Genomic DNA, 25,500 nt, shown 5'->3' on the forward strand with positions numbered 1-25,500 from the left:
GCTGTTTAAAATAATACCGATGAAGGATAAGTTATTTCAGAAATTTGATGAAGTTTCTGCTCAACAGTGGAAACAGAAAATTCAATATGATTTAAAAGGGGCAGATTATAATGAGAAACTGATTTACAGAAGCCTGGACGGAATCAACATTAAACCTTTTTACCATCAAGATGATGTATCTCAAAGCATAAAAACTCCTTCTCCCAAAAACTGGAATGTTTGTGAGAGAATTTATGTGGCATCAGAAAAAATCTCCAATTCCATAGCTAAAAATGCCATTGAAAAAGGCGCAGAAAGTCTGTGGTTTGTAATACCAGATGAAGAAACAGACATTGCTTCCCTTTTCCACGGAATTGACCTGAAGAATTTACCGGTATATATAAGTACCGAATTTCTCTCTGGCAGTTATATCAGGAAAATTCTGAAGTTTATCGAGGGTAAAGAAAGCTCCGTTTTTCTGCAAACCGATATTATCGGAAATCTTGCCAGGACAGGAAACTGGTTTTATAATCTAAAGCAGGACCACGAAATAATAGCCGATATTGTTGAAATTTCGGGTGCCTTTAAATCGGTGATTTCTGTCGATAGTACGTTATATCAAAATGCCGGGGCTACTATTCCCCAGCAATTGGCTTATACTCTGGCACATGCCAATGAATATTTAAATCTGAATGCCGAAAATGGCAATTCTCAGCATTCAAAAGAAGGTTTGCAGCTCCAATTTATAGTCGCTTCCGGTTCAAATTACTTCTTTGAAATCGCAAAAATTAAAGCTTTACGCTGGCTGTTTGCTACATTGGCCAAAGAGTATAACATTGCCGATAATTGCCATATTCTGGCCCTGCCTTCAAAAAGGAATAAAACCTTGTACGACTATAATGTAAACATGCTCCGGACTACGACCGAAAGTTTGAGTGCCATTTTAGGCGGTGCAGATACGGTCTACAATTTGCCCTATGATGCTATTTTCCACAAAAACAATGAATTTGGAGACAGGGTAGCCCGTAACCAGTTATTGGTAATGAAAAATGAAGCATATCTGGACAAAGTTTCCAATGCCGCAGAAGGAACGTACTATATCGAGAGCCTCACGCGACAATTTGCTGAAATGGCACTGGATATTTTCAAAAAAATTGAAAAAAACGGAGGCTTTTTGAAGCAATTAAAGGAAGGAATTATTCAGCGGAAAATTAACGAAAGTGCTTCCGCCGAGCAGGAGCAATTCGACAATGGAAAAATTGTACTTATTGGTACCAATACTTTTGAAAATCCTGAAGATAAAATGAAGGACGATCTGGAATTGTATCCATTTCTGAAAAAGAATCCCCGAAAAACGCTAATTCCGCCTATCCTGGAAAAGCGTTTAAGCGAGAAGATGGAACAGGAGAAACTGGAACAGGAAAAAGCCGAAAAGTAATGCCAAGAAAAAATCTTCAACATATAACATTAACAGAACCTGAACTGAAACCTCAACTTCAGAAATCTGAAGAATTCGAGACTCCAGAAGAAATTAAACTGAAACCTTCTTATTCCGAAGAAGATATTCAGAATCTGGAACACCTTAATTTTTCTGCTGGTATTCCTCCGTACCTGCGTGGCCCATACAGCACGATGTATGTTAGCAGGCCCTGGACCATCAGGCAATACGCGGGATTTTCTACTGCGGAAGAAAGTAATGCATTTTACAGAAGAAACCTGGCAGCCGGGCAAAAAGGCCTTTCCGTTGCATTTGACCTTCCCACCCACCGCGGTTACGATAGCGACCACGAACGAGTGGTTGGAGATGTAGGCAAAGCCGGGGTAGCCATCGACTCTGTTGAAGATATGAAAATCCTCTTTGACCAGATTCCGCTGAATAAGATGTCCGTTTCCATGACAATGAACGGAGCCGTGCTCCCTATAATGGCCTTTTATATCGTTGCTGCTGAAGAACAGGGTGTAAAACCTGAAGAGCTGTCGGGAACTATTCAGAATGATATTTTGAAGGAGTTTATGGTGCGGAATACTTACATCTACCCTCCCACTCCATCGATGAAGATTATTTCTGATATTTTTGAATATTCTTCTCAAAATATGCCGAAATTCAACAGCATCAGTATTTCCGGTTATCATATGCAGGAAGCCGGGGCTACCTGTGATATTGAGCTGGCCTATACCTTAGCCGATGGGCTAGAATATATCCGCAAAGGCCTTGGCGCCGGTATGGATATCGACAGTTTTGCTCCGCGTCTCTCGTTCTTTTGGGCTATAGGGATGAACCATTTCATGGAGATTGCCAAAATGAGGGCAGCGCGTATGCTTTGGGCAAAACTGGTAAAACAGTTTAATCCTAAAAATCCAAAATCCCTTGCTTTAAGAACCCATTCCCAAACCAGCGGCTGGAGTTTAACAGAGCAGGATCCATTTAATAACGTCGCCAGAACCTGTATCGAAGCTGCCGCAGCCGCTTTTGGCGGAACTCAGAGTCTGCACACCAATGCTTTAGATGAAGCCATTGCATTGCCAACCGATTTTTCAGCAAGAATCGCGCGAAATACACAGCTTTTCCTGCAACAGGAAACTAAAATAACCAAAACGGTAGATCCATGGGCAGGAAGTTATTATGTTGAAAGCCTTACAGATGAAATTGCGCACAGAGCCTGGGACTTAATTCAGGAAGTTGAGAATTTAGGTGGAATGACCAAAGCCATAGAGGCAGGAATTCCGAAAATGAGGATCGAAGAAGCTGCAGCGAAAAAACAGGCTCGTATTGATAGCGGAACAGACATAATTGTCGGAAATAATAAATATAGACTAGAAAAAGAAGATCCGCTTGTCACTTTGGAAGTAGACAACCAGACGGTGAGAAAACAACAACTTGCCCGGTTGGAAAAAACGAAAGAGGAAAGAAATTCTGAAAAAGTAAAAAAAGCTTTAGCCGATTTATCTTCTGCAGCAAAGCACGAAAATGGCAATTTATTGGCATTGGCTATAGAAGCTGCCAGGCATCGCGCTACTCTTGGTGAAATAAGTGATGCGCTGGAAGAAGTCTACGGAAGGTATAAAGCGAAAATACAGTCCTTTAGTGGTGTTTATTCAAAAGAAATGAAAGATAATTCCTCCTTTAAGAAAGCCCGCGAACTAGCCGATAAATTCGCAGAACAGGATGGCCGCAGACCACGGATAATGGTAGCGAAAATGGGTCAGGATGGGCACGACCGCGGTGCCAAAGTGGTTGCCACAGGATATGCTGATCTTGGTTTTGATGTAGATATTGGACCATTGTTTCAAACGCCAAAAGAAGCCGCAAAACAGGCTATAGAAAATGACGTGCATATATTAGGAGTTTCTTCACTCGCTGCCGGACACAAAACCCTTGTTCCGCAGGTAATAGAGGAGTTAAAGAAGCATGGACGGGAGGATATTATGGTAATTGTAGGAGGTGTAATACCCTCACAGGATTATCAGTTTTTATTCGACGCCGGTGCGGTAGCTGTTTTCGGTCCCGGAACAAAAATAAGCGAGGCTGCGATACAGTTATTGGAGATATTAATTGAGACGGAATAATTTTCCTAATAGTGTTTCTCAAATAAAGCATCAATGATAAAAACGGAATTTGTCACTTTTAGTAGAGAGCCTTTTTTTGAAATCGCAAGAGAGTTGATTCAGCCCGGAGATAAAGTTCTAGATATCGGTGCGGGAGAAGGTGATTTTGCCGATTATTGTCAAAAAAAAGATATATACCTATATGATGGTAACCCTGAAAGTGTTGCTCTCCTTAAAGAAAAACATAAAAATACTTTTTACGGAAAACTACCCCTTCTTCCTTTTGAAAAAGATTTTTTTGACCTCATTCATTTAAGTCATGTTATCGAACATCTGCAGCCAGAAGATGCATATAAAACATTAGAAGAAATGGGAAGGTGTTGTAAACCAGGAGGAAAAATCGTAATCTCAACTCCACTCTTCTGGGATGGATTTTATGATGACTTATCACATATTAAACCTTATAACCCTTTGGTGATTGAAAAATATTTAGGGGGTGCAAAAAAGAAAAATTTAACTCGTACAGAAATAACGGATCAATTTAAACTACTGCGCCTGGAGTATAGATACAGAGAAAATTTTCCAGAATGGGATCTATATAAAAGTAGTCAACTGATTAAATATTTACTTAAATTAATTACCTTCTTGAGAAGAAAGTTTTATAAAAAATATTCCAGAACAGGCTACACAATCGTATTAGAAAAGCAGAACACTTAAACATAAAGGTATATAACCAGATGCTCATAGCAAATTATTTGAAACTGGAATAATTCTTTGGTGATTGGGCATTTATTTACCTTACCAAATGGATGATCACAAACATTAAGAAACTTCCAAAAATTACAAGAATTTTTTATTATTGAAAATCAAAGTATTAACTAATACTTACAATCAAAAACAAACAATTTTAAAGATATTTGATGCAGGATTTCCTTCTATCTAAATGATTTTTTAATGAAAACTTTCACCTGCAACAACTGTAACAACATAGTTTTTTTTGATAACGACATCTGCGGATACTGCAACAGTTTATTGGGATATTGGAATGAGGAAGAAAAGATAATAGCCGCAAACCCGGGAACAGCTTTTTCTGAAAACAATACAGACTTTAAATATTGCAAAAATCACCAATACAGTGCATGTAACTGGTTAATACCTGACAAATCTGATCCTGAATTTTGTGAAGCCTGCAAGTTAAACAGCATTATCCCAAACATTGGAGACGTAAAAAGACTGGAGGAATGGCGGCTAATAGAATTGGCCAAACACAGGTTAATCTACAGTCTTAATAAGCTACAACTACCTTTTAAGTTTAAACAAAAAGAAGGGAAGGATCTAAAATTACAATTCCGCTTTTTAGGATCCGGCACTAATAGTGAAAATCCGCAGAAAATACTTACAGGCCATCTAAACGGCGTTATAACCCTAAATGTAGAAGAAGCAGACGATTTAAAAAGGGAAAAGGCGCGAATGCAGATGGGGGAAAAAATGAGGACCCTTTTGGGGCACTTCAGGCATGAAATCGGGCATTTTTATTGGGAAGCTATTATTTTGCCACATCAGGAAAATCTTAATCAGTTTCGGAAGATTTTTGGCGACGAAAGGAAAAATTATTCCGAAGCCCTGCAGGAGTATTACAAAAAAGGACCTGCCGAAGATTGGCGGGAATTCTTTATTACAAAATATGCCTCTTCACATCCCTGGGAAGATTGGGCAGAAACCTGGGCTCATTACTTACACATTATGGACACCGTGGAAACCGCATACTATTTTGGTGTAAAAACAGAACCGAAGGTTTTTAAAGACAAGCAACTTTTAAGTTCAGGTATAACAATTAATCCTTACAAAGAAACCGATTTTGATGCCATTGTAAATGAATACATATCTTTAACTATAGCCATAAATTCTTTAAACCGCGGGATGGGCCTCTCTGATATTTATCCGTTTATTCTGAATAATAAAGATATTAGTAAATTAGGCTATATACATAAACTGTTATTAAACCAACGTAATACTTTTTAGACATGAACTACCAAAATAAAATGCTTAGAGACGACGCTTTAAGCGGAAAGACGATTGTAGTTACCGGTGGAGGTAGCGGACTCGGAAAGGCAATGACCAGATATTTCCTGGAATTGGGAGCTAATGTTGCCATTACTTCCAGAAACATCGAAAAGCTAAAAAATACAGCTAAGGAACTCGAAGAAGAAACCGGCGGGAAGTGCTTTCCAGTTCAATGTGACGTTAGGAACTATGATGAAGTAGAACAAATGCGGGATGCAATTGTTGAAGAATTTGGAAGTGCAGATGTACTACTGAATAACGCCGCAGGAAATTTTATTTCTCCTACCGAAAGGTTAAGCGCCAATGCTTTTGACACTATTATTGACATTGTTCTGAAAGGTAGTAAGAATTGCACACTTGCCTTTGGTAAACATTGGATCGATAAAAAGGAAGAAAACAAAACAGTTTTAAACATTGTTACGACTTACGCTTGGACAGGTTCTGCTTATGTCGTACCAAGTGCTACTGCAAAGGCTGGTGTGCTGGCGATGACCCGTTCTTTGGCCGTAGAATGGGCTAAATATGGAATCAGGTTTAACGCTATTGCCCCCGGTCCTTTCCCTACCAAAGGTGCATGGGACAGGTTACTTCCGGGAGATCTTAAAGAAAAATTTGATCTCGCTAAAAAAGTTCCGCTGAAACGTGTAGGAGAGCACCAGGAATTGGCAAATCTTGCGGCGTATTTAGTTTCAGATTTTTCAGCATATGTAAATGGAGAAGTTATTACTATAGATGGCGGGGAATGGTTGAAAGGTGCAGGGCAATTTAATTTGCTAGAAGCTATTCCCGAGGAAATGTGGGACCAACTAGAGGCAATGATAAAAGCTAAAAAAGGGAATTAGTTCTTCCTGCTGCGTTTCTGTATAAGCTGTTAACAAAATGATTTTATATACCTATAATTAATTGTATTTTTACGTTTCAAAAACCGGATATAATTAATGGGCAAAATCATTGCTATCGCTAACCAAAAAGGAGGTGTGGGGAAAACCACAACTTCAGTAAACCTCGCGGCATCGCTGGGGGTTTTAGAGAAAAAAGTTTTACTTATTGATGCAGATCCGCAGGCAAATGCCACTTCGGGACTTGGTATTGATGTAGAAGCGGTAGAATTTGGCACTTATCAATTGCTGGAACATTCTGTTGAAGCGTCTAAAGCCATTATGGAAACGGGCTCTCCTAATTTGGACATCATTCCAGCGCATATCGATCTTGTCGCTATAGAAATTGAACTGGTAGATCAGGAATCAAGGGAATACATGCTTAAAAAGGCGATTCTTCCGTTAAAGGAAAAATATGATTATATTTTAATAGACTGTGCTCCTTCCCTGGGCCTACTTACCCTTAATGCACTTACAGCTTCAGATTCTGTTATTATTCCAATTCAATGTGAATATTTTGCACTGGAAGGTCTGGGTAAATTACTGAATACTATAAAAAGTGTTCAAAAAATCCATAATAACAAGCTGGATATTGAAGGGCTTTTACTTACCATGTACGATTCCCGTTTACGGTTATCCAATCAGGTGGTAGAAGAAGTTCAGAAGCATTTTAATGAAATGGTTTTTGATACAATCATCCAGCGTAATGTGCGTTTAAGTGAAGCACCAAGTTATGGGGAAAGTATTATTAATTATGATGCCGCTAGTAAAGGCGCCAGTAATTATTTAAGCCTGGCCCATGAAATTATAAAGAAAAACTCTTAGAAGATGGCGAAGGCGACGAAGAAACAAGCTCTTGGACGCGGACTTTCAGCTCTGCTAAAAGATCCCCAGAATGATATTCAATCTGCAGAAGATAAAAATGCCGATAAACTGGTAGGCCATATTGTGGAACTGGAATTATCTTCAATAGAGGTAAATCCTTTTCAGCCAAGGACCAGTTTTAATGAAGAATCATTAAGGGAACTTGCATCTTCCATAAAAGAACTCGGGGTGATCCAGCCAATTACTGTAAGGAAGCTGGAATTTGACAAATATCAGCTTGTATCGGGTGAGCGCAGGTATCGGGCTTCGAAACTAATTGGACTGGAAACCATTCCGGCTTATATTCGAATTGCCAACGACCAGGAATCACTGGAGATGGCATTGGTAGAAAATATTCAGCGCCAGGATCTGGATCCTATAGAAATTGCACTTTCCTATCAAAGATTAATGGATGAAATTAGTCTCACGCAAGAGCAGCTTAGTGAACGGGTTGGAAAAAACAGGTCGACCATTGCTAATTATTTGAGGTTACTTAAGCTGGATCCTATCATCCAGACTGGAATGCGGGATGGCTTTTTATCGATGGGACATGGACGCGCATTAATAAATGTGGACGACCCGCAATTACAATTGAATATCTACGAGAAAATCCTTCAGAAATCCTTATCTGTAAGAGATACCGAAAAGCTGGTAAGGGAAATGCAGGGTGGAAATGTAAAAAGCAAAGCTCTTGCTCCTTCTGCTTCTATCGCACCTACGTTTAAAAAAGGATTGAAGGAATTTTCAGAATATCTGGGCACCAAAGTAGATGTAAAAGTCACTAAAAAAGGAAACGGAAAACTTACTATTCCTTTTCAATCTGAAGAAGATTTTAATCGTATTAAAAAGCTTATCCAGGGTGAAGATTAAAAATTTCATCTTGACAGGAGTTTTTTTCCTGATATTTTCCGCAATTACTTTTGCCCAGGAAGATTCGCTCGCTGTTCAACGTAGAGGACTTACAGAAGCTCCCCTGCCAGATTCAGAAGATTACGAACCTTATAATGCGCTGGCTCCTGCCAAGGCTGCTTTTTATTCGGCAATTTTACCGGGTTTGGGACAGGCATATAACGGCCGCTACTGGAAAATTCCAATTGCTTATGCGGGTTTAGGGGTTGGTATTTATTTCTATATCAACAACGACAAACAATATAATAGTTATAGAAATGCTTATAAAGACAGGTTAGCAGGAAGGGTTGACGAGTATGCGGGTCGAATCTCAACCGAAAGGCTGGTAGATGCACAACAATTTTATCAGCGGAATAAAGAAATTTCCATATTAGTAACGGCCGGTATCTATATCCTTAATATTATAGATGCAAATGTAGATGCCCACCTTCAACAATTTAATGTGAATGAAGATTTGTCTTTTAAACCAAAAATGGATTTTGATGCCCTTACAGGAAAAACAAATTACGGATTATCTTTAAATTTTGAGTTCTAATGAAAATAGCATTATTAGGTTACGGAAAAATGGGAAAAGCAATTGAGGAAATTGCTATGAGCAGAGGGCACGAAATTGTGCTAAGGGTTTCGGAAGACATAGAAGCTTACAACTTTAATGAATTAGAAATAGATGCAGCAATAGATTTTAGTATACCAAAAGCTGCCTATAAAAATATTACCACAGCTTTTAAACATAAAGTTCCCGTGGTTTGTGGTACCACCGGTTGGCTTGATGATTATGAAAAAGCAACAGATCTTTGTAAAAAAGAAGATGCAGCATTTTTATATGCTTCTAATTTTAGTCTTGGAGTGAATGTTTTTTTTGAACTTAACAAAAAGCTCGCCCAGATGATGAAAGGGCTGGACGACTATGCAGTGGGAATAGAAGAAATTCATCACACCGAAAAACTTGATGCTCCCAGCGGTACAGCAATAAGCCTTGCGCAACAAATTATTGCTGAAAACCCAAAGAAAAATGGATGGCAGCTGGATCATGCAGATAAAGACGAAATACCTGTTTATGCGAAGCGAATCAAAGATGTGCCAGGAACCCATACGGTTTCTTATAACTCCAGGATTGATACCATAGAGATCATGCACTTGGCCAAGTCCAGACAGGGTTTCGCACTTGGCGCCGTGATTGCTGCTGAATGGATCAAGGATAAAAAAGGAGTATTTACAATGAAAGATGTACTTTCAAGCCTTTTCGAATAATTTTAGTAACATTTCTGTCTAATAGTACACCTATAACAGCAAACAATTAAGTTATGACGTTTACAGAATGGTTTCTGTTTTTCCTGTTAATTCAGGTAATCCATTTCTTTGGAACCTGGAAACTTTACAAAAAGGCAGGAAGACAGGCATGGGAAGCTGCAATTCCTATTTACAATGCGGTAATTTTAATGAAGATCATAAACCGTCCCTGGTGGTGGGTAATTTTGCTCTTTATCCCAGTGGTAAACCTTATCATGTTCCCTGTAATTTGGGTGGAAACAGTGAGAAGTTTTGGAAGGCACTCTACAACAGATACCTGGCTGGCAATTCTCACTTTGGGCTTCTACATTTACTATATTAACTATGCTACTGATGTCTCTTACATAGAAGATAGAAGTTTAAAACCCAGAACAGCAACGGGGGAATGGGTAAGCTCTGTTCTTTTTGCTGTTATTGCCGCAACTATAGTGCATACTTATGTAATGCAGCCTTTCACTATTCCTACTTCTTCCCTGGAAAAGACTTTGCTGGTTGGAGATTTCCTTTTTGTTAGCAAATTCCATTACGGAGCCAGGATACCAAACACAACTGTAGCTTTTCCCATGGTACATGATACTATTCCCGTTCTTGGAATAAAGTCATACCTAAACGATCCGCAAATCCCATATATGCGTCTGCCGGGCTTTGAAAAGATAGAACGAAACGATATTGTGGTCTTTAACTGGCCTGTAGATACCGTAAATGCTTTTCAGCAGTGGGGCGATGGTAAATATTATTACAAGCCCATAGATAAAAAATCAAATTATGTAAAACGTGCTGTTGGAATTCCCGGAGATTCATTAAGCATTATTGATGGGAGGGTGCATATTAACGGCGAACGTTTACAACTTCCAGGTCGTGCAAAAGTACAATATACTTATTTTGGGCAAACTAAAGGCCAGGGATTTAGTCCGCAGTACATGTATCAGGAACTGGACATTACCGATGGCTACAGTTATAATCCTGAAACAAACAGCTTTGTGATAAGAGCTCTTACTGAACAAGGTTATCAAAGATTGAAGAACCATCCTAATGTAGCTTCTATTGAACGTTATGTAGATTCCGCGGGAACAAAGCTCTCCACTATTTTCCCAAACAATAATAAGCTCAACTGGAATTCTGATAATATGGGGCCGGTTTTTATTCCGAAGGAAGGGGTTACCGTAGAAATTAATCAGCAGACCATGCCATTCTATAAAGAAGTTATCGAAACCTATGAAGGGCTGGAGATGGAGGAGGATAACGTTCTAACATTAAATGGAAACAGGATCTTCCTAAACGGAAATGAAATCAACTCCTACACCTTCAAACAGAATTATTACTGGATGATGGGAGATAACCGTAACAACAGTGAAGACAGCAGGTACTGGGGATTTGTTCCGGAAAACCACGTGGTTGGGAAGCCGGTATTTATCTGGTTTAGCTGGGATTCAAATGCTTCAGGAATTATGAATAAGATTAGATGGGATCGTGTTTTCACCACAGTACGCGGACAGGGAACCCCAATTTCTTATCTTCCATATGCGCTTATGATTGTTGTGGTTCTAATCGCCTTTAACTACTTCAGGAAAAGAAGAAATTCTTAAAACCTATGAACATCCTTTTGCATCCTGTTTATTTTGGTCCTATCTCCCAGTATGTGCAACTGGTCCAGGCAGACAAGGTGATTTTTGAAAACGAGGACAATTACCAGAAGCAGACGTACCGAAACAGGATGTATATTTATGATTCTAACGGAAAACTACTACTAAATATTCCTATAAGGCATTCTTCTTCATTAGGATTAGTCCCTGAAGATAACAGACATCAAAAATACAAAGATGTTCTTATAGAAAATGATTTTGAATGGCAGAAACAGCATTGGAGAGCTTTAAAAGCTTCTTATCAAACTTCACCTTTTTTTGAGTTTTATGAAGATGAAATATATCCGCTTTACCACAAAGAATTCAGGTATTTAATGGATTTTAATTACGCCTGCCTGGAATTTGTACTGGAAAGTCTTCAGTTAGAGGTGGATATTGAGAAAACTTCAGAATTTATTTTGAAACCAGGCAATCTTCAGGATTACAGGCATCTTGTGAATGCAAAATCAAAAGAAAACTTCAGCAATAGCCGTTATCCGCAGGTTTTTGAACCCAAACACGGTTACCTTCCAAATTTGGCAATTATCGATCTTCTGTTTAACGAAGGGCCAAACAGTCTCGCATATTTACAAGCAGAGAATGTTAATTAAGCTATTCCGAAGATAAATAGACCGTACCTTTTTAGTGAAAAGCCTTCAGTTCAAGTTTTTTATTGAGAAAACTTTAGAATAAATTTAAATCCCAAAGATATTCAGAATTACAGGCTTCTTGTAAACGCAAAATCAAAGGAAAACTTCAGCAATAGCCGTTAACTGGAGGTATTTGAACCCAAACATAGTTACTGCCAAATTTGCCAATTATCGATCTTCTGTTTAACGAAGGCCCAAATAGCCTCATAATTACAAGCAGAGTTAACAATTAAGCTATTCCGAAGACAAAGAGAGTGTAGCTTTTACTGGAAAATGATCTGAATAGGATACGTTGTAGGTTTTAAAGGATAAGACTTCTATAGATTCATCTGGCAGGATATAATCAATCCTTAACGGGAAATAATCAAAGTCAAAGGTTTTCCCGAATCCGCTACCTGCTTCTTTATATGCATCATTTAAACCAAAACCTTCTGAACGAAGCCTGCGATAAATGTAAGAATAGGCCGTATTATTAAAATCCCCTACAACTATAACTTTATACGGAGTGTTTTTTATTACCTCCAGCACCAGCTCGATCTGTTCCTGCTGAATCGCAAAAGTTTGACCCATGCCAAGAAAAACCCTCTTTGAACTTTCTTTTTCTATATTACCTATATCCGGCTTTACGCTAAAAGATTGGAGATGAATATTGAACACCCGTAACGTGTCATTCTCAACTACAATATCTGCATAAACGCCATTATTATTACTGCTGGATGAAAAATCCAGCGAAACGGTGTTGATAATAGGATATTTTGACAGGATGGCCAGACCAAATTCAGCACTTTCGGTTTTTAATTTAATGTACTTATAAGGAAATCGTTTTGCTACTTCTATTTCGCCATTATAGTACTCCTGAAAAGCAACAATATCGGGATCTTCATTTGTAATAAATGATGTTATATCTTTTGGAACGGTTTCTCTTTCTTCCGCAGAACTGAGATACTGACTAAAATGTTTGACATTGTAACTGATGATCTCCATGCCTTCAGCCTGTGGATTATCCTCTTCTGAAGCGCCAAATTCGTAGATGCTGGTAACATGATTAAAACCCAACAACAGGGTTAAAAGTGGCAGCCAGATCTGTTTTTTCAATTTTATTAACCAATACACCAAAAATGCAGCATTGATCATAATGAGTAAAGGAACTCCCAGACTAAGAACCGACAGCAGTGCAAACTTTTGAGGAGGGATATAAGGTAATAAGTAGGAAAAAAGTAAAGCCGCTGCAAAGAGCGAGTTTAAAAGAAAAACAAATTTATCAAACCAGTTTAGATTCTTCATTTAATCATCTTTTCCAGCCTGAAAAAGAAAATCCTTTTCTGCTTTGCTAAGGCTGTCATAACCACTTTTGCTAATCTTGTCAAGAATGGTATCAATCTTTTTCTGCTTTTCATCTTTATTAAGATGTCCAGATCTTGTGCGCGATCCGGAAGCTGAAGATCTTGTAGTAGATTTTTTAGTAGTTCTGTGAACGGTTTTCATCCTCGCCTTCTTTTCCTTTGGTTTAAATAAACTGCTTAGACTATCCATAATTGATTCAAACCAACTTCCTATATCATTACCTTTCTGCAACTGCGCAGTATATATGTATCCAAGCATAGCTCCTCCAAGGTGTGCCAGGTGACCGCCTGCATTACCCATAGGAATCTGGATAACATCCAGTGCCACTAAAAATGCAGCGATCCACCAGAATTTTATACTACCCAAAATAAGCAGCCTTACACGCATATTTGGCACATGTGCCGCTATACCCACTAAAACAGCCATAACACCTGCTGAAGCCCCCATAAGGTAAGATTTTCCTGTACCCTGAAAAGCCGGAAATAAATTATAGCTCAGCATGTAAATAAGAGCACCAACAATTATTCCGAGAAAGTAGTAATTGAGAAGCTTTTTAGGGGAAAAGAAATTTAAAAAATAAACTCCTGAAAAATATAGAATCAGCATATTCCCAAGGATATGCCAGATCCCGCTATGCAGGAATGAGTATGTTATTATAGACCATGGTTTAAAGAGAAATTCCCCTGCGTCTTTTGGAAAAGCAAACCATTCCACTAAAAAATTCGATGGTATTTGAAACAAATAAGTTATTGTCCTAAAAAGGAAGAACAGCAAAAAAACGATCACATTTACAGCTATAAGTTTTTCTGTAACCGTAGCAGTCTGGATCTTGTATTTGAACTTATCTGATGATCTCATTTCTTAATCCCAGCGATTTTGATTAAACTGATTCTTTTTCCAATACCATATCATTATAAATCCAAATAAAGCACCTCCAACGTGTGCAAAATGTGCTATTGATCCGCCAAAAAGAGAATAACCTGTAAAGCCTGAGAACAGGTCCAGTGCAATTAATCCCGGAATAAAATATTTTGCTTTAACAGGCACCGGAACAAAAAGTAAGAACAATTCTACATTGGGAAACAACATCCCAAAAGCCACCAAAATACCATAAATAGCACCTGAAGCCCCTACTGCAGAACTGGAATAAGCTTCCACCATTGCACGTATCGACTCCTGATCCACCCCTTCTGGCACACCGTATTGGCGTGTACTCATAATACTGTCAAAAGAAGTGCTAAGCCATTCATTAATTTCTGCTGCACTGTAACCGGCATCAAGCAACTCATTAAAGCCATTTTGATAGGCAAGGTAATTCACCAAAGTATGTAAAATAATCGCACCTAATCCTGAAGAAAAATAAAAGAAGAGGAACTTTTTTTGTCCCATCATTTGTTCTATTGGACTTCCAAAAGCCCAAAGTGCATACATATTAAAGAGAATATGCATAAAGCTACCATGCATAAACATATGCGTAAGTAACTGCCATACTTCAAAATTCTCATTCTTAAAAAACCATAGAGCAAAGAGCTGAATACTGTAATTCCCAAGAAGCTGACTGCCGATGAAAACAAGGACATTGATGATCAGCAATACTTTTACAGTTTCGGTAATTCTTCCCATTTAAGTAAATTTTTTCTCTAATTCGTCTACCGTCAATGTGATGAAAATTGACTTATTGAATGGTGTTAAACTTGGTTCTTTACACGCAAATAAACGGTTTGCAATATGTTGTTGTTCACTGTTATTAAGAGCAGTACCCGATTTCACCGCCATACTTTTGGCCATGGACTTCGCTAACAAATCGGTTTGAGAAAATCCGTTATCGGGAACATCGTTTTCAAAATCTGAAAATAGTTGTTCCAGTAGCATTCCCACCTCGCTTTCAGCAATTAGCGTAGGTATTCCACTGATCTCGACCGTATCTTTTTCTATTTCTGAAAATATAAAACCAGTCTGCTCCAACGAATCTTTAAGCTCTTTAAGCATCTCCATTTCCTGTGTGCTAAACTGAAGTTTCAAAGGAAATAATAATTGCTGACTAACAGCCGCTGAAATCGTTATATTTTTCAGTAATTCTTCATAAAGTATTCTGCTATGAGCACGGCTTTGGTCAATGACTAAAATACCGCTCTTTAACGTACTTACAATATATTTCTTGTGCAGCTGAAAGGTTGACGCTTCAGGTTTCTCCTCCTGCGTACCAAATAAATTACCTGTGACTTCCTCACTTTCGAATTCCACCTGATCCAGGCCTGTATTTAGATTAGTTTCATTCTCTAATCCCGAGTAAAGACTCTCCCAGGAAGGACTAGTATCCTTTTTGTATGTAGAATTCCCCGGATTATAATTTGTGCCATTCCTTTCGTCCTGAAACGGATTAAAATTGCGGTCTACCTCTACCTTAGGAGTTTCTGCATTTCTGTTTTTATAGGAATAAGGAGTATCAAGTTCGGCATCACGGTCAAAATCAAGAACCGGCGCAACATTAAATTGTCCTAAACTATGTTTTATAGCACTCCGCAGCATTGCGTAGAGGGAATGCTCATCATCAAACTTTATTTCAGTTTTAGTGGGATGAATATTTATATCTATACTTTTTGGATCAACCTGCAGGTAAAGAAAATAACTTGGATAAGCTTTATCTTTTAGCAAACCTTCAAAAGCAGCAACAACAGCATGATTGAGATACGGACTTTTAATAAACCTATCATTTACAAAAAAGAACTGTTCTCCCCTGCTGCGCTTGGCAAATTCGGGTTTCCCGACAAAGCCCGAAATTTTTACAATTTCGGTATCTTCATTCACCGGGACCAGTTTTTCGTTTGTTTTGCCCCCAAAAATATTGGTAATACGCTGTCTGTAATTTGTGTCGGGCAACTGAAATAATTCACTTCCGTTATGGTGAAGGGAAAAAGTAATGTGTGGATGTGCCAGTGCCACCCGCTGGAATTCATCGATGATATGCCGGGATTCAACCGCATCTGACTTTAAAAAATTTCTTCGCGCTGGTATATTATAAAAAAGGTTTTTTACACAAATAGAAGTCCCTTTTGGATTAACACAAGGTTCCTGAGAGCTTATTGCACTACCTTCAATTTTAATGCAGGTTCCTACTTCCTCCTCTTCAGTTTTTGTTTTCAGTTCAACATGTGCAATAGCCGCAATAGAAGCCAATGCCTCTCCTCTAAAGCCTTTTGTCTTTAAACTGAATAAATCTTCCGCAGATTTTATTTTGGACGTTGCGTGGCGCTCAAAACTCATCCTGGCATCAATAAGGCTCATCCCTTTGCCGTCATCCACCACCTGGATAAGTGTTTTTCCTGCATCCTTTATAACAACCTGAATATGGCCGGCACCGGCATCAATAGAGTTCTCTAGTAATTCCTTAATAACAGACGCAGGGCGTTGAACCACTTCTCCCGCGGCAATCTGATTCGCTACGTGATCTGGTAAAAGTTGAATAAAATCAGCCATTTAACGTGCGTTCGAAAAGATCGACAAATCGAAATCTATTATCCAAAGAAAAATAAAAACCAGAATCAAGATAATATAAACCACTCTTTTATTGATTTCCCTGTTGCCCCGGGTCCTGCTGGATTTTCGCACTTCAGACCATTGGGATCCAAAATCTATAGCATTTGTAGCTTCTTTATACTTATTAAATTTCGAATCAAAATCATAAATATTACCCGTCTCTTTCCCTTTATAATACCTGGGAGTGTAGTTATAGCGGGTGTTCTTCTTACTATTTAAAAAATTGACTTTCAAAATATGGAAATTTAGATGGTGGTACTTCAAATTTACTCAAAAAGCTCCTAATTGCGAAGCTACGTCGAGTAAAATTAAATTAGCAAGAATAATGCCGTCTTCAAAGTTTAGAGGTTGAAGATTTAAAGCAGGTGGTAGGGAGTTTCAGGTCTAAGCTTGAAAAGTTCCAGGTTACAACCTCCAGAATTTCTACCTTCACTACTCACTCTTCACATTTCAATAATTACTTAAAACCGGGCATCTTTGCGAAGCTGAGCCATTTTAATTGCTGCAATTGCAGCCTCTGTTCCTTTGTTGCCATGTTTGCCACCAGAGCGATCTATTGCCTGTTGCATATTTTGATCTGTTAAAACACAGAATATTACAGGAATATCATTGTTAACATTAAGATCTTTAATTCCCTGTGTAACTCCTTCACAAACAAAATCAAAGTGCTTCGTCTCTCCTTCAATTACACTTCCTATAGCAATTACGGCATCAAGCATATCGTAACTTTGCTGCATTTTTTTACAGCCGTAAATGAGCTCAAAACTTCCCGGAACATTCCAGCGGACAATCTTTTCATTAACCACACCATGTTCTTTTAATGTTTCAAAAGCACCCTGAAAAAGCCCTTCGGTTATTTTCTCATTCCATTCTGAAACAACAATCCCAAACCGAAAATTATTCGCGTCTGGGATTGCATTCTTGTCGTATTCTGATAGGTTATTTCCTTCAGTAGCCATAATTGTTTTATTTCATTGCCTGAGCGCGTCCCATATGGATCGCCACCTTGTCTGCTTCAGGAGTATCTGGATATTCATCCTCAATCCTGTTCAGAAACTCTTCTGCCTCTCCGGCCTGGTTCAATTCAAGAGCAGTAATAGCCGCTTTTAAAAGGAATTTTGGTGTTGTAAAACTATTAGATCGCATAGAAGCCGCTTCAGCGTAATAATCCAAAGCTTCTTCAGGCTGATCCAGTTGCATAAAAGCATCTCCTATTCCTCCTTTAGCCAGAACAGCGGTAATTTCATCGTCTGCACTATAATCCTCAAGATAATCTATCGCCTCCTGGTAATTTCCAATACGTAAATTGGCAAATCCGGCATGATATTTAGCAATATTCGCTGCATCGGTACCACTGTAGTTTTCTATAATTTCAGTAAAACCGTATTTTCCTTCCCCTCCATTTAAAGACATGGTGTATAAGGAATCGCTCTCTGCTCCTGTAGTATTAAGGGCACCGGAAAAATAATTTTGTGCCTGTGCCATTTCATTGGCTGCTTCAGCTTCTCTTGGTTCCTGTATGAACCTTTCATATCCTAAATAACCAAGGACGGCTATTATGGCTACACCAACTATGATGTAGATGTATTTTTGGTTCTCGGCTACCCAAGTTTCGGTTCTGCCGGCACCTTCATCAAGAGAATTAAAAACTTCTGCTGTTGTAGATTCTTCCTCTACATGTTTTTTTTCTTCCTCTTTATTAGAAGGTTTATGTCCCTTTTTCTTATACGTTGCCATAAAGTCTGTTTAATGCGTGGCAAAAATAGAATTTTTATTGAAAATTAAAAGAGAATTTATTTGTATTTTTTAGATATTTTAGGGTCATTCGCAGTGCCGGGAACCCCAAGATTTAAATCTAAAAAACAGCTGATTAACAGTATCTTATGTTTTTAAAACAACTATCCTTACTTAATTATAAGAACCTGGATTCGGCTGCATTTGAATTTGATGCAAAAATCAATTGCCTGGTAGGACATAACGGCGTTGGAAAAACTAACGTTTTGGATAGTATTTATCACCTCTCCTTCGGAAAAAGCTACTTTAACCCCATTACCAGCCAGAATATTAATCATGATTCTGATTTTTTTGTGGTGGAAGGGGAATTTGAAAAAAATCAAAAGGAAGAGCATATCCTGGTAAGCGCGAAACGCGGACAAAAAAAAGTAATTAAACGGAATAATAAACCTTACGAGAAATTTAGCGAACATATAGGTTTTATTCCTACAGTCATTATTTCTCCCGCAGACCGGGATTTAATAATTGAAGGCAGCGAAACCCGCAGGAAGTTTATAGATGGTGTGATTTCGCAAAGCGACAGCGTTTACCTCAACCATCTCCTGCAATACAATAAGCTCATCTCCCAAAGAAATTCTTTACTGAAGTATTTCGCGGCTAATAATTCCTTTGACCGTGATACGCTGGAAATTTACAATATGCAAATTTCTGAACTTGGGCAGAGTTTGTTTGAAAAACGGAAGAAATTTTTAGCTGATTTTATTCCTATTTTTAACAAAAGGTATGGTGATATTACCAATAATAAAGAGCCTGTCAACATTAGTTATAAAAGCCAGTTATTCGACCAGGATTTGAGAAAATTACTGGAAGAAAACCTTCAGAAGGATATGGCTTTGCAGTACACCAGCGTTGGGATTCATAAAGATGACTTAAGCTTTGAAATTGAAGGGCATCCGATTAAAAAATTTGGATCCCAGGGGCAGCAAAAATCATTTTTAGTAGCTCTTAAACTTGCTCAGTTCGATTTTATAAAAGCTATTAGTAAAGTAAATCCAATCTTACTTCTGGATGATATTTTTGATAAACTGGACGAGCAACGTGTTTCCCATATCGTTGCATTGGTGGCGACTGATGAACTTGGGCAAATATTTATAAGTGACACTCATGCCGACAGAACAGAAAAGGTGGTAAAAGAAAGTAATCAATCCTATAAAATATTTAAGCTGTGAGAAAAATTTTAGCATCATTACTTTTGGGATGTATTTTTCTTAGTTGTGAAAAAAAAGATCCAAAAGAGCAGCTAAAGCATCTTTCGGGATATTGGGAAATAGATAAAGTGGAATTTTCCAATGACTCTGTAAAAGAGTATACCATGAGTCCTTATATAGATTATCTTGAATTTAATAATGATAAAGGCTTTAGGAGAAAAGTAAAACCTAAATTTGACGGTACCTCTATTGCTGCCGGAACAACTGAAGAAATTGAAGCCATAGTCGAAAATGACAGTTTACGGCTATACTACAAAACTCCCTATGCGATCTGGATGGAAACGGTAATTTCTGCTGAAGAAGATAAAATGCGCATATTAAACCCTGAAGGAGTTATTTATCATTACAACAAATATCAACCTATAAACATTAGCACAAATGAAGAAGCGGAACAATGAAAATATGAGTATTAGTGAGGTGTTAAAGGAGTTTGTAGATCACAATAAATTGCAAAAAGGGCTCGATAAAGTAACAGTTAAGGATGTCTGGAACCAGCAAATGGGTCCGGCCATCCAAAAATACACCACTGCCATTAAATTGGAAGGTTCCACCCTTTATATACAGCTAAGTTCATCTGTTTTGCGTGAGGAATTGAGCTACGGAAGGGAAAAAATCATCAAAATGCTCAACAAGGAGCTAGGACGGGAACTTGTAAAAAAGCTTGTCCTGCGATAAAATAAAAATCACAGGCACTTTCTAAAGACGAGGTCGAAAATTGGCAATTTTCGACCTTCTCTTTTTTCTGACTTTAATTTGGCGACGCTACGCTTCCGCTATTATTGCAAATTCCTATCAACAAAAAAGCCACCGGTTTCCCGCTGGCTTTTCAGAATATTTTGTTCAGAAATTAAAACATTTCCCTTCCGGCGAAATGAAAAGCACCTTCTATAGCTGCATTTTCATCGCTGTCACTTCCATGTACCGCATTTTCTCCGATAGAAGCTGCATATTTTTTCCTGATAGTACCTTCAGCAGCCTCTTCAGGGTTTGTAGCACCAATAAGGGTCCTGAAATCTTCAACTGCATTTTCCTTTTCCAGGATAGCCGCAACAATAGGACCACGAGTCATAAACTCTACCAATTCTCCAAAGAACGGACGCTCCTTGTGGATATCGTAAAATTTTTCAGCATCGGCCTGGGTCATTTGCGTAAGCTTCATTGCCACTATTCTAAATCCTGAAGCTGTGATTTGTTCTAAAATTGCACCAATATGCCCGTTTTCCACAGCATCTGGCTTCAGCATCGTGAAAGTTTTATTTCCTGCCATTTTTATTTTTTTAAATTTGGTGCAAAAATAAGTAATTCACAACAATTACAAGCCTATAATTACTTTATATTGGATCTTCATTTTTCACCATTTTTGATTTTCTACAGATTTTAGGCACATATTAAAGAGAATACTTCAGAAAAAATCTGAAAACAGCGTATTTAAAGCTCATTTTTTGTTGCTTTGTCAATAAACAAAAAAGAAGCTGCATTTATTAGTAAATTCTAATAAATCTTATCTTTACCAACAGGTATGATCGAACAAAATATTTTAGAAATAACGGCAGAGCTTTCAAGAGCCAACAATATTGTTATTGTGCCGCATAAAGGTCCCGATGGGGATGCTATGGGTTCTACACTGGCATTATGGCATTTTTTAAAAGCTAAAGGACATAACGCACATGTAATCGCTCCTAATGATTATCCGCATTTCCTAAAATGGCTTCCGGGTAATGAAGAAGTTATTGTTTATGAAAGCAATCAGGAAAAGTCCAATAAGCTTATTGAGGAGGCAGAAATAATTTTCACCCTCGATTTTAATACGCTTTCGCGATCAGGATTAATGTTTGAGCGTTTAGAAAAATCTGAGGCTATATTTATTATGATCGATCATCACCAGGAACCTGCAGAATATGCACATTATACTTATAGCGATGCCACTATGAGTTCAACCTGCCAGATGGTTTATTATTTTATCGAAAAATTAAGGGCTGTTAAAAATATTACTCCTGAAATTGCTACCTGCCTTTATACTGGGATAATGACAGATACCGGATCCTTCAGGTTTAGCTCTACCTCCAGCGATACGCATCGCGTGGTGGCCGATTTAATTGAAAAAGGAGCTGATAATTCCACTATTCATAATAACGTTTTCGATACCAATTCTGAAAACGGATTGCAATTGCTGGGCACAGCCCTTCAGAATTTAAGAGTCAACCAGGAACTTAAAACGGCCTTTATCACCTTGTCCCAGCAGGAACTTGACAGGCATAACTTTCAAAAAGGTGATACAGAAGGTTTTGTAAATTACGGGCTTTCTCTTTCAGGAATAGTTTTTGCCGTAATTTTTATAGAACACAAAGCAGAAAATATGATCAAGATCTCATTCCGTTCCAAAGGAGACTTTTCGGTAAATGACTTCGCAAGAAAACATTTTGAAGGTGGCGGCCATATAAATGCGGCCGGCGGCAAAAGCATGTTATCCCTTGAAGAAACCGTAATGAGGTTCAATCAAATCCTGCCGGAATATTCAAACGAATTATCGCTATGAAACTGAAATTGCTGATCCTGCTTGCACTTGCCGTGGCTTCCTGCAAGTCTCCGGAAGCAAGATATCCGGTTACTCAAAAATCCGGCTCCTATATAGATGAATCTGCACAGCGCAATAGAGATTTGCTTACCCAGGAAGAGGAAAAGATTCAACGCATAATAGAACAGGATTCAACTCAAAATTACATCGCCTCCCGAGGTAATTTCTGGTACTATTACAATCAAAAATCTACCGATTCAGTAAATACAACAACTCCTGATTTTGGCGACATTGTGGTTTTCGATTATAGTATTTCCACTCTGGACGGCGAACCTATCTATGCTGAAGGTGAAAAACCTACGAGAGAATATGCCATAGACCAGGAGAAGCTTTTTACGGGTTTGCGGGAAGGGCTTAAATTAATGAAAGAAGGGGAAACAGTGACATTTCTTTTTCCTTCGTATCAGGCTTTTGGTTACTACGGTGACAAAGGAAAAATCGGGACTAACGTTCCTCTTAAAACAAAAGTAACTTTACACTCTATAAAAACAGAAAACGAAACCAATAATTAAGAAATGAAAAAAACGAACTTATTATTTTTATTTGCAATAGCACTAAGCTTATTCTCTTGTAATGACGAATATCCCGATTTAGAGGATGGTTTGTATGCAGAATTTAACACCTCTAAAGGTCCTATTATTGCTGAACTTTATTTTGAACAAACACCAATTACCGTTGGAAGCTTTGTTTCCCTTGCTGAAGGTACAAATCCACAGGTAGACAGTACTTACCAGGACAAACCATTTTTTGACGGAATTATTTTTCACCGGGTAATTGAAGGTTTTGTAATCCAGGGAGGAGATCCTACCGGAACCGGTGCAGGCGGACCTGGTTACCGTTTTCCGGACGAAACTAATGACAGTCTTCGTCATGATTCTAAAGGAATCCTTTCTATGGCAAATGCAGGCCCGGGAACAAACGGAAGTCAGTTTTTTATCACCCTCGCTCCTACTCCTAATTTAGACGGAAGACATACCGTTTTTGGAGAAGTAGTACAAGGCATGGATGTAGTTGATTCTATTGGCCAGGTTGAGACCGGGCCAAGGGACAAACCTGTGGAAGATGTGGTGATAAATTCTGTAAACATCATCAGAAAAGGAAAAGAAGCCAAAAATTTTGATGCTGCCGAAACTTTTGAAACCGGACTTCAGGATATAGAAGCTGAAAAAGAGGAAGCTGCGAGAAAGATGGAAGAAGCCAAGGCTGAAACTGCACAGGAACTTCAGAACTTAGAGGAGCAGGCAGACTCCTTAGATAGCGGACTCAAAATATACTTTGAAGAAAAAGGCGACGGAGAAAAACCTGAAGTAGGGCAAACTGTTGGCGTTCTATATGAAGGTTATTTTGAAGACGGAGGTTATTTCGATACCAATAAAGAAGACCTTGCACGGGAATTAGGTGCTTTTAATGAGCAACGTGCTGCACAGGGAGGATATGGTCCAATGTACATCAAGTACGGCCCAGATGCTCCTATGATCCCAGGATTTAATGAAGCACTACAACAAATGAAGGTTGGTGATAAGGCTGTAGCGTTTATCCCAAGTCATTTAGCTTATGGGGAAAGAGGACGCGGCCCTATTCCTCCAAACACAGACCTTGTTTTCAAGTTAGAAATTACAGATATTCAGGAATAATCTTTTCTGAACATAAAATTGAAAAGCCCCATTCCGGGGCTTTTTTATTCTTAATACGTCTTTTTTATAGGTTGAAAACTGCCGTTTTAAGCACCTCATTTATAAGAATTTGCGCTTATTTCTTCGGAATATTTTTTAGAACTTCAAGAACCAGCTTATAGTATTTTTTTGATGAAGAAATGCTTGCGCGTTCATCTGGAGAATGTGCGCCTCTTATGGTAGGCCCAAAAGAAACCATATCCATGTGCGGATAGTGATTCCCTATAATTCCGCATTCCAGTCCTGCATGGCAGGCTTCGACTTTGGCTTTTTCACCATTAAGTTTTTGATAAGTTTCATCTACAACTTTTAAAATTTCAGATTCTCTGTTTGGTGCCCAGCCAGGATATTCACCGGAAAGTTTTACTTTAAATTTCGCGAGTTCAAACGCAGCCTCTACGCTGTTGGAAAGATCATTTCTGGAAGATTCTACAGAAGATCTTGTAAGGCAGTTAACCTCTATCCTTCCATCTTCAACAGAAATTCGTGCAATGTTATTTGAAGCTTCTACAAGTCCTTCAATTTCAGGGCTCATTCTGTAAACTCCGTTATGTGCTGTAGAAACCGCTTTTAACAAATCCTGTTGATCTTCTACCTTCATCACATGCTCCGGCACCTCAGCTTCAGAAATACTAATATCGAGGTTTGGCTCCAGGCTTTTATATTCTGCTTTAATGTCGTCAATCAAAATCAGGTTTTCATTCAGAAAAGGTTCGATATCAGATTTGTCTACAACCACAACAGCTTCGGCTTCACGGGGAATGGCATTTCGCAATCCGCCACCATGTAACGTAGATAAACGCAAACCATAATCACGGAAAGAATCATAAAGTACGCGGGTAATCAATTTATTCGCATTTCCGAGACCTTTATTAATATCCATACCGGAATGGCCACCTTTTAAACCTTTAACTTTAATAAGATAACCTACAGAATTATCAGGAGTATGTTCCTGCTCATATTCCCTGATTGCTGTAATATCCACACCTCCTGCACAACCAATACCTATTTCGTCATCTTCTTCGGTATCAAGATTTAAAAGAATTTCCCCTTTTAGCAGATCTGAATCCAGGCCTTTTGCCCCGGTCATTCCAGTTTCTTCATCTATCGTAAAAAGAGCTTCCAGTGCAGGATGTTGGATTTCCTTACTCTCCAGAATTGCCATAATTGTGGCCACACCAAGGCCATTATCGGCACCAAGCGTGGTTCCTTTTGCCCGCACCCAATCTCCGTCTACATACATTTCTATTCCCTGCGTGGCGAAATCAAATTTTGTGTCATTATTTTTCTGGTGCACCATATCAAGATGTGACTGGAGCACAACCGGCTTTCTATCTTCGAGGCCGGCAGTGGCAGGTTTCCTGATAACCACATTCCCGGTGTCGTCTACCAAAGTTTCCAGATTAAGATTATTTCCGAAGTTTTTAATGAATTCTATTACCTGCTCTTCCTTCTTGGAAGCTCTTGGGACTTCGTTGAGATCTGCAAAGTTCTTCCATAATTCCTGTGGTTCTAGTTCTCTTATTTCTTCATTCATAATCTTAATATTTTGGTATATTCACAAATG

General features: G+C 38.5%; 26 protein-coding genes. 17 read left to right on the plus strand and 9 right to left on the minus strand.

What is annotated here, in order from left to right; all coding sequences use genetic code 11:
- The first annotated feature begins 19 nt into the window (after positions 1 to 19).
- The 11 genes from RM549_RS00975 (at position 20) to RM549_RS01025 (ending at position 11,763) form a co-directional block, all read left to right on the plus strand.
- Complete coding sequence (locus RM549_RS00975; RefSeq protein ID WP_311679783.1) at positions 20 to 1,417, plus strand: methylmalonyl-CoA mutase subunit beta; 1,398 nt, start codon at positions 20 to 22, stop codon at positions 1,415 to 1,417.
- Positions 1,417 to 3,546 (plus strand): methylmalonyl-CoA mutase, encoded by a 2,130-nt coding sequence (scpA, locus tag RM549_RS00980; protein ID WP_311679785.1) that lies wholly within the window; start codon positions 1,417 to 1,419, stop codon positions 3,544 to 3,546. Before RM549_RS00975 ends, scpA begins: the two co-directional genes overlap by 1 nt.
- A gap of 33 nt (positions 3,547 to 3,579) precedes the next feature.
- Complete coding sequence (locus RM549_RS00985; protein WP_311679787.1) at positions 3,580 to 4,242, plus strand: class I SAM-dependent methyltransferase; 663 nt, start codon at positions 3,580 to 3,582, stop codon at positions 4,240 to 4,242.
- 237 nt (positions 4,243 to 4,479) lie between these two features.
- Positions 4,480 to 5,547 (plus strand): zinc-binding metallopeptidase family protein, encoded by a 1,068-nt coding sequence (locus RM549_RS00990; protein WP_311679789.1) that lies wholly within the window; start codon positions 4,480 to 4,482, stop codon positions 5,545 to 5,547.
- Positions 5,548 to 5,549: 2 nt separating this feature from the next.
- A complete protein-coding gene (locus tag RM549_RS00995) occupies positions 5,550 to 6,431 on the plus strand; it encodes an SDR family oxidoreductase (protein WP_311679791.1) in 882 nt (293 codons plus the stop codon).
- A gap of 96 nt (positions 6,432 to 6,527) precedes the next feature.
- Positions 6,528 to 7,292: a ParA family protein gene (locus RM549_RS01000; protein ID WP_311679792.1), complete on the plus strand. Its 765-nt coding sequence runs from the start codon at positions 6,528 to 6,530 to the stop codon at positions 7,290 to 7,292.
- 3 nt (positions 7,293 to 7,295) lie between these two features.
- Positions 7,296 to 8,201, plus strand: a complete 906-nt coding sequence (locus RM549_RS01005) for a ParB/RepB/Spo0J family partition protein (RefSeq protein ID WP_311679794.1) — start codon at positions 7,296 to 7,298, stop codon at positions 8,199 to 8,201.
- A 10-nt stretch (positions 8,202 to 8,211) separates the two neighbouring features.
- Positions 8,212 to 8,775 (plus strand): DUF5683 domain-containing protein, encoded by a 564-nt coding sequence (locus RM549_RS01010; RefSeq protein WP_311679796.1) that lies wholly within the window; start codon positions 8,212 to 8,214, stop codon positions 8,773 to 8,775.
- Positions 8,775 to 9,491: a 4-hydroxy-tetrahydrodipicolinate reductase gene (dapB, locus tag RM549_RS01015; RefSeq protein WP_311679798.1), complete on the plus strand. Its 717-nt coding sequence runs from the start codon at positions 8,775 to 8,777 to the stop codon at positions 9,489 to 9,491. Before RM549_RS01010 ends, dapB begins: the two co-directional genes overlap by 1 nt.
- A 53-nt stretch (positions 9,492 to 9,544) precedes the next feature.
- On the plus strand, positions 9,545 to 11,116 hold the full coding sequence (lepB, locus tag RM549_RS01020) for a signal peptidase I (protein ID WP_311679800.1): 1,572 nt from the start codon (positions 9,545 to 9,547) through the stop codon (positions 11,114 to 11,116).
- A 5-nt stretch (positions 11,117 to 11,121) separates the two neighbouring features.
- Complete coding sequence (locus RM549_RS01025) at positions 11,122 to 11,763, plus strand: WbqC family protein (RefSeq protein ID WP_311679802.1); 642 nt, start codon at positions 11,122 to 11,124, stop codon at positions 11,761 to 11,763.
- Positions 11,764 to 12,036: 273 nt separating this feature from the next.
- Here RM549_RS01025 and RM549_RS01030 read toward each other — a convergent pair whose 3' ends face one another.
- The 7 genes from RM549_RS01030 to RM549_RS01060 form a co-directional block, all read right to left on the minus strand.
- Positions 12,037 to 13,086, minus strand: a complete 1,050-nt coding sequence (locus RM549_RS01030) for an endonuclease/exonuclease/phosphatase family protein (protein ID WP_311679804.1) — start codon at positions 13,084 to 13,086, stop codon at positions 12,037 to 12,039.
- Positions 13,087 to 14,004 (minus strand): rhomboid family intramembrane serine protease, encoded by a 918-nt coding sequence (locus tag RM549_RS01035; RefSeq protein WP_311679806.1) that lies wholly within the window; start codon positions 14,002 to 14,004, stop codon positions 13,087 to 13,089.
- A 3-nt stretch (positions 14,005 to 14,007) separates the two neighbouring features.
- Positions 14,008 to 14,769, minus strand: coding sequence for a rhomboid family intramembrane serine protease (locus RM549_RS01040; protein ID WP_311679808.1), 762 nt, complete (start codon positions 14,767 to 14,769; stop codon positions 14,008 to 14,010).
- The gene (gene mutL, locus RM549_RS01045) at positions 14,770 to 16,623 is read right to left on the minus strand and encodes a DNA mismatch repair endonuclease MutL (protein WP_311679810.1); all 1,854 of its coding nucleotides are present in this window, start codon (positions 16,621 to 16,623) and stop codon (positions 14,770 to 14,772) included.
- Positions 16,624 to 16,920, minus strand: a complete 297-nt coding sequence (locus tag RM549_RS01050) for a hypothetical protein (RefSeq protein ID WP_432264692.1) — start codon at positions 16,918 to 16,920, stop codon at positions 16,624 to 16,626.
- Between the two features lie 224 nt (positions 16,921 to 17,144).
- On the minus strand, positions 17,145 to 17,642 hold the full coding sequence (ribH, locus tag RM549_RS01055; protein WP_311679814.1) for a 6,7-dimethyl-8-ribityllumazine synthase: 498 nt from the start codon (positions 17,640 to 17,642) through the stop codon (positions 17,145 to 17,147).
- A gap of 7 nt (positions 17,643 to 17,649) precedes the next feature.
- Entirely contained in the window at positions 17,650 to 18,420 is a 771-nt protein-coding gene (locus RM549_RS01060; RefSeq protein ID WP_311679815.1) for a tetratricopeptide repeat protein, read from the minus strand.
- Between the two features lie 146 nt (positions 18,421 to 18,566).
- Here RM549_RS01060 and recF point away from each other — a divergent pair, with 146 nt between their 5' ends.
- Genes recF through RM549_RS01075 form a run of 3 tightly spaced genes read left to right on the plus strand, consistent with a single transcriptional unit; the run spans position 18,567 to position 20,360 of the window.
- Entirely contained in the window at positions 18,567 to 19,646 is a 1,080-nt protein-coding gene (gene recF, locus RM549_RS01065) for a DNA replication/repair protein RecF (RefSeq protein ID WP_311679817.1), read from the plus strand.
- On the plus strand, positions 19,643 to 20,083 hold the full coding sequence (locus RM549_RS01070) for a lipocalin-like domain-containing protein (protein ID WP_311679819.1): 441 nt from the start codon (positions 19,643 to 19,645) through the stop codon (positions 20,081 to 20,083). The genes recF and RM549_RS01070 overlap by 4 nt, the downstream gene beginning before the upstream one ends.
- Positions 20,064 to 20,360 (plus strand): DciA family protein, encoded by a 297-nt coding sequence (locus tag RM549_RS01075; RefSeq protein WP_311679821.1) that lies wholly within the window; start codon positions 20,064 to 20,066, stop codon positions 20,358 to 20,360. The genes RM549_RS01070 and RM549_RS01075 overlap by 20 nt, the downstream gene beginning before the upstream one ends.
- Before the next feature lie 172 nt (positions 20,361 to 20,532).
- On the opposite strand, the gene RM549_RS01080 is transcribed toward RM549_RS01075, so the two are convergent.
- On the minus strand, positions 20,533 to 20,952 hold the full coding sequence (locus RM549_RS01080) for a nucleoside-diphosphate kinase (protein ID WP_311679822.1): 420 nt from the start codon (positions 20,950 to 20,952) through the stop codon (positions 20,533 to 20,535).
- Positions 20,953 to 21,204: 252 nt separating this feature from the next.
- On the opposite strand from RM549_RS01080, the gene RM549_RS01085 reads away from it, so the two are divergent.
- Genes RM549_RS01085 through RM549_RS01095 form a run of 3 tightly spaced genes read left to right on the plus strand, consistent with a single transcriptional unit; the run spans position 21,205 to position 23,894 of the window.
- Positions 21,205 to 22,221 (plus strand): DHH family phosphoesterase, encoded by a 1,017-nt coding sequence (locus RM549_RS01085; RefSeq protein ID WP_311679824.1) that lies wholly within the window; start codon positions 21,205 to 21,207, stop codon positions 22,219 to 22,221.
- Entirely contained in the window at positions 22,218 to 22,772 is a 555-nt protein-coding gene (gene gldI, locus RM549_RS01090; protein WP_311679826.1) for a gliding motility-associated peptidyl-prolyl isomerase GldI, read from the plus strand. Before RM549_RS01085 ends, gldI begins: the two co-directional genes overlap by 4 nt.
- 3 nt (positions 22,773 to 22,775) lie before the next feature.
- The gene (locus tag RM549_RS01095; RefSeq protein ID WP_311679828.1) at positions 22,776 to 23,894 is read left to right on the plus strand and encodes a peptidylprolyl isomerase; all 1,119 of its coding nucleotides are present in this window, start codon (positions 22,776 to 22,778) and stop codon (positions 23,892 to 23,894) included.
- Positions 23,895 to 24,009: 115 nt separating this feature from the next.
- Here RM549_RS01095 and RM549_RS01100 read toward each other — a convergent pair whose 3' ends face one another.
- On the minus strand, positions 24,010 to 25,470 hold the full coding sequence (locus RM549_RS01100) for an aminoacyl-histidine dipeptidase (RefSeq protein WP_311679830.1): 1,461 nt from the start codon (positions 25,468 to 25,470) through the stop codon (positions 24,010 to 24,012).
- Positions 25,471 to 25,500 lie beyond the last annotated feature (30 nt).

It is taken from the genome of Autumnicola patrickiae (genome assembly GCF_031846525.1).
Lineage (GTDB): Bacteria > Bacteroidota > Bacteroidia > Flavobacteriales > Flavobacteriaceae > Autumnicola > Autumnicola patrickiae.

Excerpts from the sequence above, each read along its gene's own strand:
- RM549_RS00975 (WP_311679783.1), top strand. The coding sequence starts at position 20 with ATGAAGGATAAGTTATTTCAGAAATTTGATGAAGTTTCTGCTCAACAG.
- scpA (WP_311679785.1), top strand. The coding sequence starts at position 1,417 with ATGCCAAGAAAAAATCTTCAACATATAACATTAACAGAACCTGAACTG.
- RM549_RS00985 (WP_311679787.1), top strand. The coding sequence starts at position 3,580 with ATGATAAAAACGGAATTTGTCACTTTTAGTAGAGAGCCTTTTTTTGAA.
- RM549_RS00990 (WP_311679789.1), top strand. The coding sequence starts at position 4,480 with ATGAAAACTTTCACCTGCAACAACTGTAACAACATAGTTTTTTTTGAT.
- RM549_RS00995 (WP_311679791.1), top strand. The coding sequence starts at position 5,550 with ATGAACTACCAAAATAAAATGCTTAGAGACGACGCTTTAAGCGGAAAG.
- RM549_RS01000 (WP_311679792.1), top strand. The coding sequence starts at position 6,528 with ATGGGCAAAATCATTGCTATCGCTAACCAAAAAGGAGGTGTGGGGAAA.
- RM549_RS01005 (WP_311679794.1), top strand. The coding sequence starts at position 7,296 with ATGGCGAAGGCGACGAAGAAACAAGCTCTTGGACGCGGACTTTCAGCT.
- dapB (WP_311679798.1), top strand. The coding sequence starts at position 8,775 with ATGAAAATAGCATTATTAGGTTACGGAAAAATGGGAAAAGCAATTGAG.
- lepB (WP_311679800.1), top strand. The coding sequence starts at position 9,545 with ATGACGTTTACAGAATGGTTTCTGTTTTTCCTGTTAATTCAGGTAATC.
- RM549_RS01025 (WP_311679802.1), top strand. The coding sequence starts at position 11,122 with ATGAACATCCTTTTGCATCCTGTTTATTTTGGTCCTATCTCCCAGTAT.
- RM549_RS01030 (WP_311679804.1), bottom strand. The coding sequence starts at position 13,086 with ATGAAGAATCTAAACTGGTTTGATAAATTTGTTTTTCTTTTAAACTCG.
- RM549_RS01035 (WP_311679806.1), bottom strand. The coding sequence starts at position 14,004 with ATGAGATCATCAGATAAGTTCAAATACAAGATCCAGACTGCTACGGTT.
- RM549_RS01040 (WP_311679808.1), bottom strand. The coding sequence starts at position 14,769 with ATGGGAAGAATTACCGAAACTGTAAAAGTATTGCTGATCATCAATGTC.
- mutL (WP_311679810.1), bottom strand. The coding sequence starts at position 16,623 with ATGGCTGATTTTATTCAACTTTTACCAGATCACGTAGCGAATCAGATT.
- ribH (WP_311679814.1), bottom strand. The coding sequence starts at position 17,642 with ATGGCTACTGAAGGAAATAACCTATCAGAATACGACAAGAATGCAATC.
- RM549_RS01060 (WP_311679815.1), bottom strand. The coding sequence starts at position 18,420 with ATGGCAACGTATAAGAAAAAGGGACATAAACCTTCTAATAAAGAGGAA.
- recF (WP_311679817.1), top strand. The coding sequence starts at position 18,567 with ATGTTTTTAAAACAACTATCCTTACTTAATTATAAGAACCTGGATTCG.
- RM549_RS01075 (WP_311679821.1), top strand. The coding sequence starts at position 20,064 with ATGAAGAAGCGGAACAATGAAAATATGAGTATTAGTGAGGTGTTAAAG.
- RM549_RS01080 (WP_311679822.1), bottom strand. The coding sequence starts at position 20,952 with ATGGCAGGAAATAAAACTTTCACGATGCTGAAGCCAGATGCTGTGGAA.
- RM549_RS01085 (WP_311679824.1), top strand. The coding sequence starts at position 21,205 with ATGATCGAACAAAATATTTTAGAAATAACGGCAGAGCTTTCAAGAGCC.
- gldI (WP_311679826.1), top strand. The coding sequence starts at position 22,218 with ATGAAACTGAAATTGCTGATCCTGCTTGCACTTGCCGTGGCTTCCTGC.
- RM549_RS01095 (WP_311679828.1), top strand. The coding sequence starts at position 22,776 with ATGAAAAAAACGAACTTATTATTTTTATTTGCAATAGCACTAAGCTTA.
- RM549_RS01100 (WP_311679830.1), bottom strand. The coding sequence starts at position 25,470 with ATGAATGAAGAAATAAGAGAACTAGAACCACAGGAATTATGGAAGAAC.